We start from the raw sequence: 17,679 nt of genomic DNA, 5'->3' as shown, positions 1-17,679 counted from the left end.
CCGGCCGGGGCTCAGGGCGCGCGCCAGATGTTGTCGAAGGCGATGTTCTCGATGCGCCGCCGCTCGCGGACGGCCTCCAGCTCGGTCACCGCGTCGCCGACCGTGGCCAGCACGGTGACCACCGCCTCGTCGGCGGGATCCTCGGGGGCGGGGCGGTCGTCCTCGATGCCCAGGGTGGCGGCGAGGCCGGTGAGGACCGGGTCGCGGTTCTCCCAGCGGTCGGCCGCGTGGCGCCGGGCGGCGGTGTCGGCCGGGACGTCGTCCTTGCCCCGCGGGAACAGCCGGGGCCGGCGCCTGCCGGTGAGCTGCCCGGTGGACTCCAGGACGTCGCGGTAGGCCACGGCCAGCCCCTGCCCGCGCCGCCACAGCCAGTCCTCGACCGTCTCGTACGGCTCCTGCCGCACGAGCGCCGCCCCCGCCTCGTCCAGCAGGCGGTCGCCCGTGGTCAGCACCGGTCCGGGCACGATGGACTCGCCCTCCAGGGTCAGCGCCCGGGCCCCGAGGAGGTCGATGAGTTCGGCGCCGGCGAGCGCCAGTGACAGGTCGCCCTGCTCGACGGGGTGCTCGCCGGACACATCGAGACTGACGAGGAACAGATCCTGCGGTGTGGTCATACCCCCCACCATGGTCCGGCGGCGGCCGATGCGCAGCACGGCACACCGTCGCGGCCGGCACGAGCCGCGAGGGTGTGCCGCTCGGCCGCGGCGTCCCGCGCGGCCCCCGCGCGGCCACGGCCGCGTCCTACCGCCTCACCGCAGGGTCCACTTCTGGTTGGCGGCCCCGGTGCACGACCAGATCTGGATCCGGGTCCCGTTCGCGGACGAGTTGTCCGTGACGTCGAGGCACTTGTCCGCCGCCGTGTTCACCACGTCGCCGGTGGACGCGTTGTACGACCACCGCTGGGCACCGGTGCCGTTGCAGTCGTACAACTGCACCTTGGCCCCGTCCGCCGTCGACCCGGAGGTGACGTCCAGGCACTTGCCGAGCGCCCGCACCGAGCCGTCGGCCTGCACGGTCCACTGCTGGGCGGCGCTGCCGTTGCAGTCGTAGAGCTGCACCGCCGTGCCGTTGGCGTCGGAACCGCCCGCCACGTCCAGGCACTTGCCGGCCAGTCCCGTGAAGGCGCCGGTACCGGCCCCGCCGCCGGACTGGGTGCCGGACCAGGTGAAGGTGGCCGAGGTCTTGCCCGGCAGCGAGTACGTGGCGTGCTGGGAGCCCCAGTTGACGGTCACCGTCCTCGCCGAGGACCCGTCGTTGTACGCGATCAGCGCCTTGCTGCCGTCCGGGTTGCGCCAGGCCACGTTCGGCACGGCGGTGGACGCGGTGGAGGCGATGCGCTGGGCGCCGGGGCGGACGAACTTCGTCAGGTGGCCCATGGTGTAGTACTCGACGGTGTAGTCGACGGTCCCGCTCGCGCCGTCGCCGTTGTGCACGGTGATCAGGCCGGTGCAGGTGCCGCAGCCGCCGTTGTGCGGTCCCCTGTTCTGGTCCACGGCCAGCGACCACTTGGTCACCGACTTCGCCCAGTTGCGGGTGTAGTCGATGATGTTGTTCATGTCCTCGCGCTGCTGGTTGGTGATCCAGGTGCCGCCGGAGTGCTCGGTGCCGAACGCGTCCAGCGCGGGGTACCGGTCGTGCACGGCCGTCTGCTTGCCGACGTCGCCGCCGTAGCCGTGCCACGCTATGCCGCCGAAGTTGGGGTGGCTGCGGACGGCCGGGTCGTCCACGGTCTGGGCGGCGTAGGAGTCGTAGACGTCCCAGTTCCAGTCGTGCGCCAGCACCTTCGTGGTCAGGCCCGCCGACTGCAGCTTCGGCAGCAGCTCGTTCTTGGTGAAGTAGGCGAGCCCGCCGGCGTTCCAGCTCATCGACGGGTAGCCGGAGCAGCAGGTCGGCTCGTTCTGCGCGGTGACGTACGAGACGTCGATCCCCTGGCTCTTGTACGCCTGGAGGTACTTCACGAAGTAGGAGGCGTAGGCGCCGTAGTCCTCCGCCTTCAGCCAGCCGCCGTTGAGCGAGTCGCTGTCCTTCATCCAGGCCGGTGCCGTCCACGGCGAGGCCATGACGGTGAGGGACGGGTTCAGCTGCAGCGCCTGCTTCGTGAGCGGGACGACGTCGGCCAGGTCGTGCGCGATGGAGAACTTCGCCAGGGACGGGTCGCTCTGGCCGGCCGGCACGTCATCGTAGGTGTAGCCGTAGCGCGCCAGGTCGGAGGCGCCCATCGGGTTGCGCAGGAACGACAGGCCGATGCCGTCCACGGGCGAGAACAGCTTGCGCATGGTCGCGTCCCGGGTCGCCTGGGACAGTGCCCCGCTGCTGTTCATCAGCCAGGCCGCGGTGTCGGTGAAGGACGCGCCGCCGCCGGTGAAGGTCTGGTACCGGGTGTTCTCGTCCACGGTGATGTTCTCGCCGCTGCCGCCCGCCCCGGCCTGGAAGGCGAACGGCGCCTGCGCCTGGAGGCCGCGTACGACGTGCCGGCCGGCGGAGTCGTCGGTGGTGGTGAGATAGGCGGTGACCTGCTCACCGGCCGCGTGCGCGGGGGGTACGGCCATGCCGGCACCGGCGGCGGAGAGCAGTCCGGCGAGCAGCAGCCGGACTGCGCGGGGGGTTCTCCTCATGGTGCGTCGCCCTTCCTCTCGGATCGGCAGAGCTGACGGGTCGTCTTGACGGGGGTGTGGCCCCCTAGTTAACTCACGGCGTGAGCTAAGCCCTGAGTGAACCATGAGAGCCGAGGGAAGGTCCATGCGAAGAACCGCCCTGCTCGCCTCCGCCGCACTCCTCGCCGGTCTGCTGCCCTGGGCGGCGACCGCGCGCGCCGCCGACGAGCCGGCCCCCGTTCCCGTCGACCGCTTCGAAGGCGAGGTGCCCTTCGCCTCCCAGCCCGCCGAGGGCATCTTCACCTGGGGCGGCGACACCGACGATCCGCCCACGCTGCGCCTGGCCGACCGCGCCGACGCCCCCGAGGGCGCCAAGGTCCTCGCGGGCGACTACGACATCAGCGGCTACGGCGGCTTCACCCACGACTTCGCCGCCACCGCACCCGCCCACGACTGGTCCGCCCACCAGGGCGTCCGGTTCTGGTGGGAGGGCCGGAACAACGGCAAGAAGATCACCTTCGAGATCAAGGACGGCGGCGCCCACGGCGAGGCCTCCGAACTGTGGACCACCTCCTTCACCGACGACTTCACCGGCTGGAAGCAGATCCGGCTGCCCTTCACCGACTTCGCGTACCGCACCGACTACCAGCCCGTCGGCGGCATCGACCACGTCCTCGGACTGGGGGAGACGTGGGGGTACGCCGTCACCCTCCCGCCGGGCGGCAAGGGCGACTTCGCCATGGACGGCGTGGAGCTGTACGGCCGGGCCGACCAGGCGCTGCGCGCCTCCGTCACCACCGACGCCCCCGTCCACCCGGTCCGGGAGGGCGGGACGGCCGAGGTGAAGGTCACCGTGGCCACCACCGGCGAGCAGCCCCTCACCGCCCCGGTGACCGTCACCTACGCCACGGCGGACGGCACCGCCACCGCCGGCCAGGACTACACGCCCGTCTCCGGCACCCTCACCTTCCCGGCCGGCACCGCGTCCGGCGCCACCCGCACCGTCGAGGTGCCCACCCGACGCGACCGGACGGCCGAAACCGCCGAGACCGTCCCGCTGAAGCTCACCGTCGACGGCGCGAAGGCCCCCGCGGAGACCCCGCAGGTCGTGATCGATGCCCACGGGCTGCCGTACCTCGACGCCGGGCTGCCGGTGAAGAAGCGGGTCGCGGACCTGCTCGGCCGGATGTCCCTGGCGGAGAAGGCCGGCCAGATGACCCAGGCCGAGCGCGGCGCGGTGGGCCAGGGCGGCGACATCACCGCCTACGCCCTCGGCTCCCTGCTCTCCGGCGGCGGCTCCACCCCCACGCCCAACACCCCCGAGGCGTGGGCGAAGATGATCGACGCCTTCCAGCTGCGCACCCGGCCCACCCGCCTCCAGATCCCGCTGGTCTACGGCGTCGACGCGGTCCACGGCCACAACAACCTCTTGGGCGCCACCGTCATGCCGCACAACATCGGCATCGGCGCCACCCGGGACCCCGCACTCGCCTACCGGACCGGCGCGGTGACGGCCGCCGAGGTCCGCGCCACCGGCATCCCCTGGGACTTCGCGCCCTGCCTGTGCGTCACCCGCGACGAGCGCTGGGGCCGCTCCTACGAGTCCTTCGGCGAGGACCCGGCGCTGGTCGAGTCCATGGAGACCGTGATCCAGGGCCTCCAGGGCCGGGCGAACGGCAAGGACCTCGACCGCGGCGACAAGGTGCTCGCCACAGCCAAGCACTTCGTGGGCGACGGCGGCACCGCCTACGGCTCCTCCACCACCGGGACGTACACCACCGACCAGGGCGTCACCGAGGTCACCCGCGAGCAGCTGGAGGACATCCACCTCGCGCCGTACCGGGAGGCCGTCGACCGGGGCATCGGCACGGTCATGCCGTCCTACTCCTCGCTGGACATCGCCGGCGACGGCAAGGGCGCGGTGAAGATGCACGCCCGCGGCGACATGATCAACGGCGTGCTCAAGGACCGGATGGGCTTCGACGGCTTCGTCATCAGCGACTGGAACGCCCTCGACCAGCTCCCCGGTGACCACGCCGCCCAGGTCCGCGCCGCGGTCGACGCGGGCGTCGACATGATCATGGTGCCCTACGGCTACAAGGAGTTCGCCACCACGCTCGCCGACGAGGTGCGGGCGGGCCGGATCGGCGAGCGCCGGATCGACGACGCCGTCTCCCGCATCCTCACCCAGAAGTTCCGGCTGGGCCTCTTCGAGCACCCCTACGCCGACACCTCCGGCGCCGCCGCCATCGGCTCGCCCGCGCACCGGGAGGTCGCCCGCCGGGCCGCCGCCGCGTCGCAGGTGCTGCTGAAGAACGCGGGCGGGCTGCTGCCGCTGAAGAAGAGCGAGAAGGTGTACGTCGCCGGGTCCAACGCCGACGACATCGGCAACCAGACCGGCGGCTGGACCCTCACCTGGCAGGGCTCCTCCGGCGACACCGTGCCCGGCACCACCGTCCTGGAGGGCCTGCGGAAGGCGGGCGGCAACGTCACGTACTCCAAGGACGCCTCGGCGCCGACGGCCGGCTACGACGTCGGTGTGGTCGTCGTCGGCGAGACCCCGTACGCCGAGGGCGTGGGCGATGTCGGCAACGGCCACGACCTGCGGCTGTCCGCCGCCGACCAGGCGGCCGTCGACAAGGTCTGCGCGGCCATGGAGTGCGCGGTGCTGATCGTCTCCGGCCGCCCGCAGATCATCGGCGACCGGCTGGACGGGATCGACGCCCTGGTCGCCTCCTGGCTGCCCGGCACCGAGGGCGAGGGCGTCGCCGACGTCCTCTACGGCCGGCGCCCCTTCACCGGCCGGCTCCCGGTCACCTGGCCCAGGTCGGAGGCCCAGCTGCCGATCAACGTGGGCGATGCGGCGTACGACCCGCAGTTCCCCTACGGCTGGGGCCTGACCACCCTCACCCCGGCCCCGAAGGGCGGTGCGGCCGCCCTGCGCGACCTCGCGGCCCGGGCGGCGGCGGCCGAACGGCACGGGGACGAGCGGACCGGACGCGCGCTGGTGACCCGGGCCCGGCTGATCGTCCAGCAGAAGGCGGCCGGCCACCTCACCCAGGCCGTGGCGAAGCCCTTCGCCGACGCCGAGCACCTGCTGCTGACCGGCCGCTACGGAAAGGCGGTGCAGAAGCTGGCGGAGGCCTACCGCGCCTCCTGACCACAAGAAGGAACCGGACGGAATGACCGGTTTGGGGAGGCTTCGGGTAGCTTCGAAGTATGAAGGCCGTGCTGCGGACCCGAAGTCTCCCCGCCCTGCTGCTGGCCGCCCTGGCCCTGGTGCTGGCGGCCCTGACCGCGCCCGGCGCGAGCGCGGACACCGGCGTCTCCGCCATCGCCCGGTCCCTGCGCGCGAGCCCGGTCTACGTCGACCCGGCGGCCACGGACCAGCTGTCGGCGGCGGACGCCGAGACACTCTCCGAGCGGATCAAGGACGCCGGCAAACCCTTGTTCATCGCGGTCCTCCCGGCCGGCTATCCCACCGCGGACCTCTTCCGCGACCTGCGCGCGGCGACCGGCGTCACCGGCCTGTACGGCATCCGCCTCGGCGACCGCTTCGACGCCCGCGCCGACTCCTCCGTCATGTCGCCCACGGCCCGGCAGAACCTGGTCGCGAGCGTGCAGGGCGAGGACGCCAAGGCCCAGCTGGCCGACTTCACCGACCGCGCCCTGGCCAACATGGGCGGCCACGCCCCGAGGAGCTGGGGCGGCTCCGGCGGCGACGGCGCCTCGACCACGGCGCTGATCACGGCGGGCGCGGTGCTGGTCGCCGGCGGAACGGGCGCGTACCTGCTGGTCCGCCGCAACCGCAGGCGCCGCGAGGAGGAGCAGCGGGCCGCCCTGGACCGGCTGCGGGTGGTGGTGGACGAGGACATCACCGCGTTCGGCGAGGAACTGGACCGCCTGGACTTCCACCCCTCCGAACCGGGCGCGGACGACGCGATGCGCGCCGACTACGAGCGCGCCCTCGACGCCTACGAGACCTCCAAACAGCGCATGACCGCCGCACGGAGGCCGGAGGACGTCCGCACGGTCACCGAGGCGCTGGAGGACGGCCGCTTCTCCCTCGCCCGGCTGGCCGCCCGCCGCGAGCGCCGGCCGCTCCCGGAACGCCGGCCGCCGTGCTTCTTCGACCCCCGCCACGGCCCCTCGGTCGCCGACGCCACCTGGGTGCCGCCCGGCGGCGCCCCGCGCGAGGTCCCGGTCTGCGCGGCCGACGCCACGCGCCTGGCCGACGGCCGGGACCCGGTGATCCGCGAGGTCGACACCGACTACGGCCGCCGCCCCTACTGGGACGCGGGCCCCGCCTACGGCCCCTGGGCCGGCGGCTACTTCGGCGGCGGCCTCCTGCCCGGCCTCCTCGTCGGCACCATGCTGGGCGGCATGATGGCGACGCCCACCTACGCCGCCGACTACGGCGCCGGGTACGGCGACTTCGGCGGTGACTACGGGGGCGGGTACGAGGGCGGCGACGTCTCCGGCACCGACTTCGACGCCGGGGACTTCGGCGGCGGCTTCGGCGACGGAGGCGGCTTCGACGGCGGCGGCGGCGGGGGAGGCGACTTCGGCGGCGGCTTCTAGCGGGCGACGCCGTCGAGGAACTCGCTCCAGGTGGCGGGCGAGAGGCTCAGGACGGGGCCGGTCGGGTTCTTGGAGTCGCGGATGTGGATGGCGGCGGGGTGGGCGGCCATCTCCAGGCAGTTGCCGCCTTCACTGCTGCTGTAGCTGGACCTGCGCCAGGTGTAGGCGAGTTCGAGGCAGTTGCCGCCTTCGTTGCTGCTGTAGCTCGACTTGAACCATGCGAGTGCTGCTGCGGTGTTCATGACTCTCCTAGCAGTCCATTCAGCAGGCGCACGCTCTCGCTGGTTGAGAGGGCCTGTGACCGCAGCATTCCATACTTCAGGTGGTAATCGCTGACCTCGTCGGGGTCGTCCACGAGGAAGCTGGCGCGTTGCACTTCCAGGTACGCCAAGCGCTCGTGTTCGGGAGTTTCCAGCAGTGTCATGGGGCCCGCGAGCCCAGCGTGCGGCATGCGATCCATGGGCATGATCTGCACACTCATGTGGATGGGCTTCATGTACTCAAGGATCTGACGGATCTGCGCCCGCATGACTTCCGGTCCGCCGACCTCCCGTCGCAGGATGCTCTCCTCCAGGACGAAGTGGCCCACGGGCGGCCTGTCCCGCTGCCAGATCAACTGCCGATCCATACGTGCGTTCACCCATTGCTCGGCGGTCTCGCTTCCGAGCGCGGGGTAGCGGGAGTCGAAGGCGGCCAGACAGTACTCCCGGGTCTGAAGCAGGCCCGGCACCATCTGGGTCTCATACGCGAGGATGCTGACCGCCTCCTGCTCGTGATCCACCAGCCCCTGCGCGAACTGCACGATCCGGTCCCGTACCGGCAGCTTGGCCACCACCACGGCCAGTGCGCCGCCGGTGTCCAGCAGTTCGTCGAACTGCTCGGCCCGGTCCGGCTGGAGGGCCAGCCTCCCCTGCTCGATCGACCTCACCGTGTCCACGGCGAGGTTCGCCGACTCCGCGAACTGTTCCTGCGTGAGACGCGCCTTCTTCCGGAAGTGCGCCACCAGCGCACCGACCGCGTACCACGAACCGACCTTCTTGGGCCTCGCTGCCACGTGCATGGCCGTTCCTTTCCCCCATACGCACGCCGAGCTCTCGTAGTGGACTCGTAGTAATCAGGACTACGACTTCACTCACTGACCCACTGTAGTGACGCACAGTGACAATCGCTCTATGAACGCAGAACCCCAACACCCCCACACGCGCCGGGCGTTCTACCGCCGGGACCGCAGGTCGGTACGGCTCGCACGGGAGTTCGCCCGCGCGGCGCTGAAAGACTGGGCCGCGGGCGGGCGCGACGACGACGTACTGCTCTGCGTGAGCGAGCTGGCCACCAACGCCCTCGTCCACGGAGCCCCGGCCGGCCGGGGCTTCCTGCTTGTGCTGGAGCTGCATGCCGACGGTGTCCTCCACCTGGAGGTGCACGACAGCGGGGCGGGCGAGGTCAGGGTGCCGGAGCCCTCCCCGGACGCGGAACACGGCCGGGGCCTGCTCCTCGTCACGGCCCTCGCGGACAAGTGGGGCGTGGGGGAGCGGGACCCCGGCAAGATCGTGTGGTGCGAGTTCGCGGGTGTGCGGTGACCGCGTGGCGGGACGCGGTCAGGCGTTCCGGATCGCCGAGACGTCGAAGACCAGCCTGATCTTGTCGGAGACCAGGACGCCGCCGGTCTCCAGGGCCGCGTTCCAGGTCAGGCCCCACTCGGAGCGCAGGATCTCGGCCTTGCCCTCGAAGCCGACGCGCTCGTTGCCGAAGGGGTCCTTCGCGGAGCCGTTGAACTCCAGGTCGATGGTGAGCGGCTTGGTGACGCCGAGGATGGAGAGGTCGCCGGTGATGCGGTAGTTCTCGCCGCCGAGGGCCTCGGCCCCGGTGGAGCGGAAGGTCATGGCCGGGAACTCGTCGGTCCTGAAGAAGTCGGCCGACTTCAGGTGGCCGTCGCGGTCGGCGTTGCCGGTGTCGATGCTCGCCATCCGCACGTCGAGCGTGGCGGTCGACCGGGACGGGTCGGCGCCGTCCAGGTGCAGCGTGCCGGTGAAGTCCTGGAAGCTGCCCTTGACGTTGGTGACCATGGCGTGCCGGGCGACGAAACCGATCGTGCTGTGCGCCGGGTCGATGGTGTAGTCGCCGGTCAGCGCGGTCAGGTCGGGGCCGGCGGCGGCGGGTGCGGCGGTGGCCGGTGCGGCGGGGGCGGTGGTGGCGGTCCTGCGGCCGAAGAGACCCATGGCGTGCTCCTTGTTGAACGTTAAACGAACTCCGTGGCTCCGACGGTAGACCCATTCAGTTTAGTTTTCAACTTAATCCGCCGCGTGATTCGCTACTCGCGCTCGGTGACACCGGCCGTCCTCTGGCGCACCGGCGGTGCACTCGGGCACCATCTGCCTGCACCACCTGCACAGCCGACCCCACCCCGCACGGCCCACCGCAGGAAGGTCCCCCATGAAGCCCCTCAAGGCCCGCTCGCTGCTGACCGCGCTCGCCCTCGTCGTCGCCCCCGGCGTCGCCGTCCTCGGCACCGCCGGCGACGCCTTCGCGGTCACGAAGATCAGCCACGCCACCGCCACCCAGATGTTCCGCGACGTCGGCATCACCTGGTCGTCCTCCGGCAACTGCTCCGACCGCAACAACCCCACCTGCACCTCGTTCGAGCAGCTCAACCTCGCCACCGCCCAGGGCGCCCAGACCCTCAAGCGGGCCGCCGGCTGCGCGCTCAACATCACCGGCGGCACCGAGACCGGGCACGCCTCGGGCACCTACTCCCACTGGAACGGCTACAAGCTCGACTACGGCAAGACGACGTGCGTGACGTCGTACATCAAGAACAACTTCACCTACATCGGCCTGCGCGGCGACGGCGCCCCGCAGTACAAGTCCGGCTCCGGCAACATCTACGCCGACGAGGGCAACCACTGGGACGTCCTGTACTACAACTGCGGCGGCTGCTGAGCCGGGAGCCGGAGGGAGAGGACGGTGACCGGTCCCATGGGCATGACCCGGCGCGCACTGCTGCTGGCCGCCGCCCTCGCCGCCGCGCCCGCGCCGGACGCGCGGGCGGCCGACGACCCCTACGACGACCTGCGCCGCCGCTGGCTGGACATCGCCCTGGGCACCGGCTACGACCCGGCCGCCGAACCGTACGCCTCCCGGCTCGCCCTGCTCGGGCAGCGCGCCCGGGAGTACCGGGCGTCCATGGCCCCGGCACCCGCCTCCCTCTGGCCCGGCCACCCCTTCGACCCGCCCTCCGGCATCACCTTCAGCTACGGCCGCCTGTGGACCATGACCCAGGCCTACGTCCAGGGCGGCACTGGCGCCACCGGGGACCCGGGCCTCCTCGCCGACGTGCTCCGCGGCCTCGACCACCTCTCCGCCACCGTCTACCACCCCGCCACCACCCGCTACGGCAACTGGTGGGAATGGCAGATCGGCAGCCCCCGGCTGCTCATGGACATCACGGCCGCCCTCCACGGACAGCTCGGCCCGGACCGGATCGCGGCGGCCTGCGCGGCCGTCGACCACTTCATCCCCGACGCGCTGCTCGGCGACTACTCCGGCACCTCCACCGGCGCCAACCGCGTCGACCTGTGCCGCTCGGTGGCCCTGCGCGGCGTCCTCGGCCGCGACCCCGGCCGGATCGCCCGCGCCCGGGACGCGCTCTCGCCGGTCTTCCCGTACGTCACCCGCGGCGACGGCCTCTACGCCGACGGCTCCTTCGTCCAGCACACCCGGGTCGCCTACTCGGGCACCTACGGCCAGGTCCTGCTCGACGGGCTGGGGCGGCTGTTCGCCCTGCTCGCCGGTTCGGCGTGGGAGGTCACCGACCCCGCCCGGCAGAACATCCTGGACAGCGTCGAGCACGCCTACGCGCCCCTCGTCCACGACGGACTGGTGATGGACTGCGTCAACGGCCGTGCCATCAGCCGCGGCCGGCTGCGCTCCGACGACCAGCAGCTCATGCGCGGCGACCACTACCACGGCCACGCCCTGATCGCCGCCATCGCCCTCCTCGCGGGCGGCGCGGGCGAGGCCGAGCGGGAGCGCTGGCACGGCCGGATCAAGGGCTGGATCCAACGGGACACCACCACACCCCTGCTGACCTCGCGTCAGTTCGGGGTCGCCGATCTGGCACGGCTGCACGCCATCGCCGCCTCACCCGTACCCGCGGCCGCCGAACCCCTCGGCCACCGCCTCTTCCCGGCCATGGACCGCGCCGTCCACCGCACCCCCCGCTTCACCGCCGCCCTCGCCATGGCCAGCGACCGCATCGCCCACTACGAGTGCGGCAACGGCGAGAACCCGCGCGGCTGGCACACCGGTGCCGGCATGCTCTCCTGGTGGCCGCGGGGGCGCGGCGACCAGTACACCGACTGGTACTGGCCCACCGTCGACTGGTACCGGCTGCCGGGCACCACCGTGTCGACCAAGCGGCTCCCCGACCGGGCCGGCGGCGAGTGGGGCGCGCCCAGGCCGGACGTCCGCTGGGTCGGCGGCACCACCGACGGCACCCACGCGGCCGTCGGCCGGCACCTCAAGGGCCTCGGCTCCACCCTGGAGGCCCACTCGTCCTGGTTCTTCCTCGCCGACGCGGTCGTCTGCCTGGGCGCGGGGATCTCCTGCGCCGACGGGGTCCCGGTCGAGACCGTCGTGGACAACCGCAACCTCGGCGAGAACGGCACCCAGCGCCTCGTCCGCGGCCGGAACTGGGCGCACCTCGCGGAACACGGCGGATGGATCCTGCCCTGCGGCGGCGAGCTGCGCACCCTCCGCGAGGACCGCACCGGCGCCTGGTCCGACATCAACACCGGCGGCACGGACGAGCGGCGCACCCGCCGCTGGCAGACCCTCTGGCTCGACCACGGCACCGACCCGGTGGCCGCCGGCTACGCCTACGTCCTGCTGCCCGGCGCCACCCTCGCCGAGACCGCCGCCCGGGCCGCCGGCCCGCACTGGCTGTCCGTCCTCGCCAACGACACCGCCGCCCAGGCCGTCGCCGTACCCGGCCTGGGCCTGACCGCGGGCAACTTCTGGCGGGCCGGTACCGTGGGGGACCTGACCGTCTCGTCCGGCGCGAGCGTGCTCCTCGTACGCCGGGGCCGCACGGCCACCCTCTGCGTGAGCGAGCCGCCCCGCACCGGGGCCCCGCTGGAACTGGTCTGGAACCACCCCGTGCGCGCGGTGACCCACGCCGACGAGGGCGTCGAGATCCTCTCGGCGGACCGCCGTCTGAGGCTGCGTGTCACTCCGGGGATGGCATGCGCCACCTCGAAATGTGAGGTGGCTCTCAGCTGACGTCTTTGTCGCCTACCTACAACGAGTCGGCCGTCTGAACAGTCGGAACGGCTGCACGCGGCGATGGTTCTGTTCACTGGTACCAGGAAAACGGGCCGGAGACTGTACAGAGTCGACGGCTCGCTTTTCTTCCTGTACTTCGTAAGGTCGCTACATGACCGTTTTGGAAGAGACGACGGGTGAGCCGACCGGTGAGCCGACGGACGCGCGCGGCCGGGTCGCCGAGCTGCACGAGATCCGCGCCCAGGCCGTGGCCGGTCCCAGCGAGAAGGCGACCCAGGCGCAGCACGCCAAGGGCAAGCTGACGGCGCGGGAGCGGATCGAGCTGCTCCTCGACCCGGGGTCCTTCCAGGAGGTCGAGCAGCTGCGCCGGCACCGGGCGACCGGCTTCGGACTGGAGGCGAAGAAGCCGTACACCGACGGTGTCGTCACCGGCTGGGGCACGGTGGAGGGCCGCACGGTCTTCGTCTACGCCCACGACTTCCGGATCTTCGGCGGCGCGCTCGGCGAGGCGCACGCCACCAAGATCCACAAGATCATGGACATGGCCATCGCGGCCGGTGCGCCCCTGGTCTCCCTGAACGACGGCGCCGGCGCCCGTATCCAGGAGGGCGTCTCGGCCCTCGCCGGCTACGGCGGCATCTTCCAGCGCAACACCAGAGCGTCGGGTGTCATCCCGCAGATCTCGGTGATGCTCGGCCCGTGCGCGGGCGGCGCGGCCTACTCCCCGGCCCTGACGGACTTCGTCTTCATGGTCCGCGAGACCTCCCAGATGTTCATCACCGGCCCGGACGTGGTCAAGGCCGTGACCGGCGAGGAGATCACCCAGAACGGCCTGGGCGGCGCCGACGTCCACGCAGAGACCTCCGGCGTCTGCCACTTCGCGTACGACGACGAGGAGACCTGCATCGCCGAGGTGCGGTACCTGCTGTCGCTGCTGCCGCAGAACAACCGTGAGAACCCCCCGCGGGTGGAGAGCGCCGACCCCGTCGAGCGCCGCTCCGACGTGCTGCTGGACCTGGTCCCGGCCGACGGCAACCGGCCGTACGACATGGCCAAGGTCATCGAGGAGATCGTCGACGACGGCGAGTACCTGGAGGTCCACGAGCGCTGGGCGCGCAACATCATCTGCGCCCTGGCCCGCCTGGACGGCCAGGTCGTCGGCATCATCGCCAACCAGCCGCAGGTCCTCGCCGGCGTCCTGGACATCGAGGCGAGTGAAAAGGCTGCGCGCTTCGTCCAGATGTGTGACGCTTTCAATATCCCGATCGTCACCTTCCTGGACGTCCCCGGGTTCCTCCCCGGTGTCGACCAGGAGCACGGCGGAATCATCCGCCACGGCGCGAAGCTGCTGTACGCCTACTGCAACGCGACCGTGCCGAGGATCTCGCTCATCCTGCGCAAGGCGTACGGAGGTGCCTACATCGTCATGGACTCCCAGTCGATCGGCGCCGACCTCACCTACGCCTGGCCGACCAACGAGATCGCCGTGATGGGTGCCGAGGGCGCCGCCAACGTCATCTTCCGCCGGCAGATCGCCGACGCGGCGGACCCCGAGGCCATGCGTCAGAAGATGGTCAAGGAGTACAAGTCCGAGCTGATGCACCCCTACTACGCGGCCGAGCGGGGCCTGGTCGACGACGTCATCGACCCCGCGGAGACCCGTGAGGTGCTGATCAAGTCCCTGGCGATGCTGCACACCAAGCACGCCGACCTGCCCTCCCGCAAGCACGGCAACCCCCCGCAGTAACCCGGCGGACCCGCCGCGGCAACCCCGCGGACCCCTGACTCACGGAGACTGACACCCATGAGCACTCCTGACATCCGCGTCGAGAAGGGCCACGCCGAGCCCGAGGAAGTCGCGGCCATCACGGCCGTCCTCATGGCCCGCGCCGCCGCCCGCCCGGCGCCCACGGCCGAGCCCCGCCGAGGCCGCGCCAAGGCGGGCTGGCGCCGCCTGGAACGCGAAGGCGGCTTCCGGGCGCCGCACAGCTGGCACTGAGGCATGCGCGCCGCACCACGGCCCCGCCGCTCCTCCGGGAGGGCGGGGCCGCGGTGTGTTCACACGAGAGTGACGGTGACGCCGGGCAGATCCGGCGCGGTGACGGGGCCGCCGGGGGTTTCACAGCTGTGCAGCTCCAGCCAGCGCAGTCGGGGCAGTGCCCGCAGGTCCTCCAGCCGGTCCGGCACCAGGGAGCTGTACAGCCCCAGGCCGGACAGCTCCGGGCAGACCGGCGCCAGCCGTCCGGGAAGATCGCGCGCGTCGGCGTGGTAGAGGGTCAGACCGCTCAGCGACGGCAGCAGGGACAGCGGGCCGAGATCGGGAAGCCGGGTGCGCTCGGCGCCGACGAGGTAGAGGTCCTCGACGCCACCGCACGAGGCGAGCAGGTCCAGGCTGGCCTTCTCCGTCACACCCGAGAGGGCCAGCAGGGTGAGCGCGTGCAGGACGGGGAGGCCCCGGATGCCGTCCGGGCCGGCGAGCGGCAGCTGGAGGACGTAGAGCGCCGGCAGTTCCGCCAGCGCCTCCGGATGCCGGACGGACGCCTCCCCGATCAGCTGGAGCTCCCTGAGCTCGGGGTGCCTCTCCAGCACGGACAGGTCGGCCGTGCCCCGCACACCGCAGGTCAGTCCCTGAAGGGGCGGGAGTTCGCCGAGGACGGACAGGTCCCGCACGGTGCACTTGATCCACAGCGACGCCAGCGACCTCAGCCGCACGGCTGCCCGCAGCTGCGCCGAGTGCGTGATGACCACCGCATGCTGTTCCAGCGGCAGACCGCCCATCACCCGATCGGCGTAAGCGTCCGCGTCGAAGTACGCCCACGCGTCGATCAGGGCGGCCACCACGTCCCGCCGGCCATCCCGCGCGTACCCCTCCAGCACACGCAGGGCCTGTTCCCCGCCGATCAGCGCCACCGTCCGCACCGTCTGCACCGCCGCCTTCGACGACAGTTCCTCCAGCGACCGCGGCAGCCTGCGCAGCAGACTCGTGCCGACCGCCGCCAGCGCGGGCGGATCCGTCTGCCGGCGCGGGGGCAGCAGCGCGGACACCGCCTCCTCCAGCCGCCCCGCCAGCGCGCCGGAGACCTCCGGGACCGTCTCCTGGCAGGCCGCCGCCAGCAGCCGCAGCTTCCTGCCGTACCGGGGTTCCTCCCGCGCCCGGTCCAGGATGCCGCCCAGCAGCTCCTCCCGCTGCGGGCGGTTCCCGTGGCCCGCCGCCATGACGATGGTCTCGCGCCACAGGTCCAGGTGGGCCCGCCCGACCAGGTTGCCGACGCGGTCCTCCTCCGTGGCCTCCTCGGCGGCCAGGTACTCCTGGAAGGTCCGGTGGACGAAGTCCAGGCGGTTCTCGGCGGGGGAGCGGAGGAGGCCCGAGCGGTCCCGCAGCTGCTCCAGCACCTTGCCGCCGTCCTGTTCGTCCAGGTGCCGCATCCCGGCGAGCTTCTTCCCCACGTGCACGGCCGCCTGCTCCAGCGGGATCTCACTGCGGTTGTTGTCCGACAACCGCCAGGCCAGGTCCCGCAGCAGCACCAGCTTGTCGTTCAGACCGAGCCGGCTGTCCACCGCGCTCGGCACGTTCCGGTCCGCGTCCCGCTCGTGGACCAGCGTGTGCAGGGCGTTGCGGTACAACTCCATCCGGTCCCGGGGCAGCTGGCTGCCCCGGTTGAGGTGCATCGCGCACAGCATCGCCGCCAGCAGCGGCGTGCCCGCCAGGGACTGGAGGTGCGGCCGGTCCTTCAGGCTCGTCAGCAACGACTGCTCGTAGCGCGGGAGTTCCTCCAGCGTGCAGGGCAGGTCCTCGCCCAGCTCCCGGACCGCCTGGTGCCACTGCCGCACGAACGCCGCCAGGTCGGGCGGGGTCATCCGGTCCAGGTGCAGCGCGGTGAACTTCTCGCGGCGCAGCCAGTCCGCACGCGCGGCGGCGGGGCGCGAGGTCACGACGACCCGCACATCGCCGTAGGCGGCCAGCAACTTGCGCAGCCAGTCCCGCACGGCCCGCCGCTCGCCGTCCAGCAGCTCGTCCACACCGTCGATCAGCAGCAGGGCGTCGCCGTCGGCGAGCCTGCGCTCCACCCACGCCTTCGGCATGACACCGGTGATCTGGCCGGCCACCGAGTCGAGCAGGGCCTCGGGCACCGGCAGGGTCCGCCCGCTGTACTCGCGCAGCTTCACGAAGATCGGGGTCAGGCCGTTCCAGGAGGCGAGCTCACCGGTGAAGGCACCGCGCGCCGCCGTCACCGCCAGCCAGCGCAGCAGCGTCGTCTTGCCCGAACCGGCCTCGCCCCGCAGCAGCACCCGCGAGGCGTCGCCCAGCGCCGCCTCGACGCGCATCCCCGCGTTGTCGCCGGGCTCCTCCCAGTCGCTCATGTCGGGCCGCAGCACCGGCAGGGAGCGGGCCCGGCGGCGCCGGCCGCCGTCGTCGCCCGTGGCCCGCAGGCTCACATAGGCGACGGACAGCCGCACCTGCGCCCCCGCCCGGTCCGAAGTGCGCCGGAACAGCTCCACCTCGTCCAGGGTGTTGCTGACCAGCTCCAGATAGCGGCGCCGGAAGTCCTCGTCCCGGTCCGTGCCCTCCGGCGCGAACAGCGACCTGTCCGGGAGCCGCTCCAGCACGCGGGCGATCTGCGCGCCCAACGACGTCGTACGGCTGAGGAGTTCGCCCAGCGCCCGCTCCTCGAAGACCGGCAGCCCCCGCACGATCCGGACGTAGTACTCCACGCACTCCGCGAACAGCACCTCGTACAGCCGGCTCTCCGCCTCGCCGAGGCCCACCGGCGGCCGTACGGAACCCGTCACCCGGCGCACGATCTCCGCCGGGTTCACGTCCGCCGCCAGCACCGCCCCGTCCGACAGGTCGGCCGCCGCGAAGGTGTCGCACACCCCGTCGATCACGGCCCGCCTGCCGCTCTCCTCCAGCCCGGGGAACTCCCGCTCCAGGAACGGCGCCAGGCGGTCGTACACCGCGTCCGCGATCTCCTCGAACTGCCGCTGCACGCCCCGCTGGAACCGCAGCCCCGACACCCGCAGCCGGATCAGACCGGACATGTCCATCCGGCGTTCCTGCTCGCGCCGCCTGCCCCCGAGCCACATCCGGGCCGCGGCCTGCGCCACGGTCGTCCCCAGTCGTAATGCCGCCGCCTCGGCACCCATCGTCCGCCCCCTCGCATCCGTACGGGTCCAGTGTGGCAGCGGGGTACGACAAAGGGGCCCTCTCCGGGTGGGAAGG

At 72.2% G+C, this 17,679-nt stretch carries 13 protein-coding genes; 7 read left to right on the top strand and 6 right to left on the bottom strand.

Translation table 11 applies throughout. From position 1 onward, the window contains the following. Positions 1-11: 11 nt before the first annotated feature. Together ABZ576_RS14565 and ABZ576_RS14560 are read right to left on the bottom strand one after the other, a co-directional pair. The gene (locus ABZ576_RS14565) at positions 12-614 is read right to left on the bottom strand and encodes a GPP34 family phosphoprotein (protein ID WP_360739832.1); all 603 of its coding nucleotides are present in this window, start codon (positions 612-614) and stop codon (positions 12-14) included. A 135-nt stretch (positions 615-749) separates the two neighbouring features. Next, on the bottom strand, positions 750-2,615 hold the full coding sequence (locus ABZ576_RS14560) for a lectin (RefSeq protein WP_360739830.1): 1,866 nt from the start codon (positions 2,613-2,615) through the stop codon (positions 750-752). A 124-nt stretch (positions 2,616-2,739) separates the two neighbouring features. On the opposite strand from ABZ576_RS14560, the gene ABZ576_RS14555 reads away from it, so the two are divergent. Together ABZ576_RS14555 and ABZ576_RS14550 are read left to right on the top strand one after the other, a co-directional pair. After that, on the top strand, positions 2,740-5,754 hold the full coding sequence (locus ABZ576_RS14555) for a glycoside hydrolase family 3 N-terminal domain-containing protein (RefSeq protein ID WP_360739829.1): 3,015 nt from the start codon (positions 2,740-2,742) through the stop codon (positions 5,752-5,754). A 59-nt stretch (positions 5,755-5,813) separates the two neighbouring features. After that, on the top strand, positions 5,814-7,175 hold the full coding sequence (locus tag ABZ576_RS14550; RefSeq protein WP_360739828.1) for a hypothetical protein: 1,362 nt from the start codon (positions 5,814-5,816) through the stop codon (positions 7,173-7,175). Here the strand turns inward: ABZ576_RS14550 and ABZ576_RS14545 are convergent. Together ABZ576_RS14545 and ABZ576_RS14540 are read right to left on the bottom strand one after the other, a co-directional pair. Next, entirely contained in the window at positions 7,172-7,417 is a 246-nt protein-coding gene (locus ABZ576_RS14545) for a DUF397 domain-containing protein (RefSeq protein WP_360739827.1), read from the bottom strand. The genes ABZ576_RS14550 and ABZ576_RS14545 overlap by 4 nt on opposite strands. Further along, positions 7,414-8,235 (bottom strand): helix-turn-helix transcriptional regulator, encoded by an 822-nt coding sequence (locus tag ABZ576_RS14540; protein WP_360739826.1) that lies wholly within the window; start codon positions 8,233-8,235, stop codon positions 7,414-7,416. Before ABZ576_RS14540 ends, ABZ576_RS14545 begins: the two co-directional genes overlap by 4 nt. Positions 8,236-8,347: 112 nt before the next feature. Here ABZ576_RS14540 and ABZ576_RS14535 point away from each other — a divergent pair, with 112 nt between their 5' ends. Then, a complete protein-coding gene (locus tag ABZ576_RS14535; protein ID WP_360739825.1) occupies positions 8,348-8,755 on the top strand; it encodes an ATP-binding protein in 408 nt (135 codons plus the stop codon). Between the two features lie 18 nt (positions 8,756-8,773). Here ABZ576_RS14535 and ABZ576_RS14530 read toward each other — a convergent pair whose 3' ends face one another. Next, complete coding sequence (locus tag ABZ576_RS14530; protein ID WP_360739823.1) at positions 8,774-9,394, bottom strand: YceI family protein; 621 nt, start codon at positions 9,392-9,394, stop codon at positions 8,774-8,776. Between the two features lie 214 nt (positions 9,395-9,608). Between ABZ576_RS14530 and ABZ576_RS14525 the strand changes: the two genes are divergently transcribed. From ABZ576_RS14525 to ABZ576_RS14510, 4 genes are all read left to right on the top strand, one after another. Beyond that, on the top strand, positions 9,609-10,115 hold the full coding sequence (locus ABZ576_RS14525; RefSeq protein WP_360739822.1) for a hypothetical protein: 507 nt from the start codon (positions 9,609-9,611) through the stop codon (positions 10,113-10,115). Positions 10,116-10,151: 36 nt separating this feature from the next. Continuing rightward, on the top strand, positions 10,152-12,455 hold the full coding sequence (locus tag ABZ576_RS14520; RefSeq protein WP_360740065.1) for a polysaccharide lyase 8 family protein: 2,304 nt from the start codon (positions 10,152-10,154) through the stop codon (positions 12,453-12,455). A gap of 154 nt (positions 12,456-12,609) precedes the next feature. Beyond that, positions 12,610-14,205, top strand: coding sequence for an acyl-CoA carboxylase subunit beta (locus tag ABZ576_RS14515; RefSeq protein WP_360739820.1), 1,596 nt, complete (start codon positions 12,610-12,612; stop codon positions 14,203-14,205). Between the two features lie 57 nt (positions 14,206-14,262). Continuing rightward, positions 14,263-14,457: an acyl-CoA carboxylase subunit epsilon gene (locus tag ABZ576_RS14510; protein ID WP_360739819.1), complete on the top strand. Its 195-nt coding sequence runs from the start codon at positions 14,263-14,265 to the stop codon at positions 14,455-14,457. Positions 14,458-14,516: 59 nt separating this feature from the next. On the opposite strand, the gene ABZ576_RS14505 is transcribed toward ABZ576_RS14510, so the two are convergent. Then, positions 14,517-17,603, bottom strand: a complete 3,087-nt coding sequence (locus tag ABZ576_RS14505; RefSeq protein WP_360739817.1) for an NACHT domain-containing protein — start codon at positions 17,601-17,603, stop codon at positions 14,517-14,519. Between the last annotated feature and the right edge of the window lie 76 nt (positions 17,604-17,679).

The organism is Streptomyces sp. NPDC013455 (assembly GCF_040632975.1).
In the GTDB taxonomy this organism is placed as follows: Bacteria; Actinomycetota; Actinomycetes; order Streptomycetales; family Streptomycetaceae; genus Streptomyces.
This window is presented reverse-complemented; position numbering and strand designations above follow the sequence as displayed.

Coding starts and splice junctions, on each gene's coding strand:
- ABZ576_RS14555 (WP_360739829.1), top strand. CDS start 2,740: ATGCGAAGAACCGCCCTGCTCGCCTCCGCCGCACTCCTCGCCGGTCTG.
- ABZ576_RS14510 (WP_360739819.1), top strand. CDS start 14,263: ATGAGCACTCCTGACATCCGCGTCGAGAAGGGCCACGCCGAGCCCGAG.
- ABZ576_RS14550 (WP_360739828.1), top strand. CDS start 5,814: ATGAAGGCCGTGCTGCGGACCCGAAGTCTCCCCGCCCTGCTGCTGGCC.
- ABZ576_RS14535 (WP_360739825.1), top strand. CDS start 8,348: ATGAACGCAGAACCCCAACACCCCCACACGCGCCGGGCGTTCTACCGC.
- ABZ576_RS14515 (WP_360739820.1), top strand. CDS start 12,610: ATGACCGTTTTGGAAGAGACGACGGGTGAGCCGACCGGTGAGCCGACG.
- ABZ576_RS14530 (WP_360739823.1), bottom strand. CDS start 9,394: ATGGGTCTCTTCGGCCGCAGGACCGCCACCACCGCCCCCGCCGCACCG.
- ABZ576_RS14540 (WP_360739826.1), bottom strand. CDS start 8,235: ATGCACGTGGCAGCGAGGCCCAAGAAGGTCGGTTCGTGGTACGCGGTC.
- ABZ576_RS14520 (WP_360740065.1), top strand. CDS start 10,152: ATGGGCATGACCCGGCGCGCACTGCTGCTGGCCGCCGCCCTCGCCGCC.
- ABZ576_RS14565 (WP_360739832.1), bottom strand. CDS start 614: ATGACCACACCGCAGGATCTGTTCCTCGTCAGTCTCGATGTGTCCGGC.
- ABZ576_RS14505 (WP_360739817.1), bottom strand. CDS start 17,603: ATGGGTGCCGAGGCGGCGGCATTACGACTGGGGACGACCGTGGCGCAG.
- ABZ576_RS14545 (WP_360739827.1), bottom strand. CDS start 7,417: ATGAACACCGCAGCAGCACTCGCATGGTTCAAGTCGAGCTACAGCAGC.
- ABZ576_RS14560 (WP_360739830.1), bottom strand. CDS start 2,615: ATGAGGAGAACCCCCCGCGCAGTCCGGCTGCTGCTCGCCGGACTGCTC.
- ABZ576_RS14525 (WP_360739822.1), top strand. CDS start 9,609: ATGAAGCCCCTCAAGGCCCGCTCGCTGCTGACCGCGCTCGCCCTCGTC.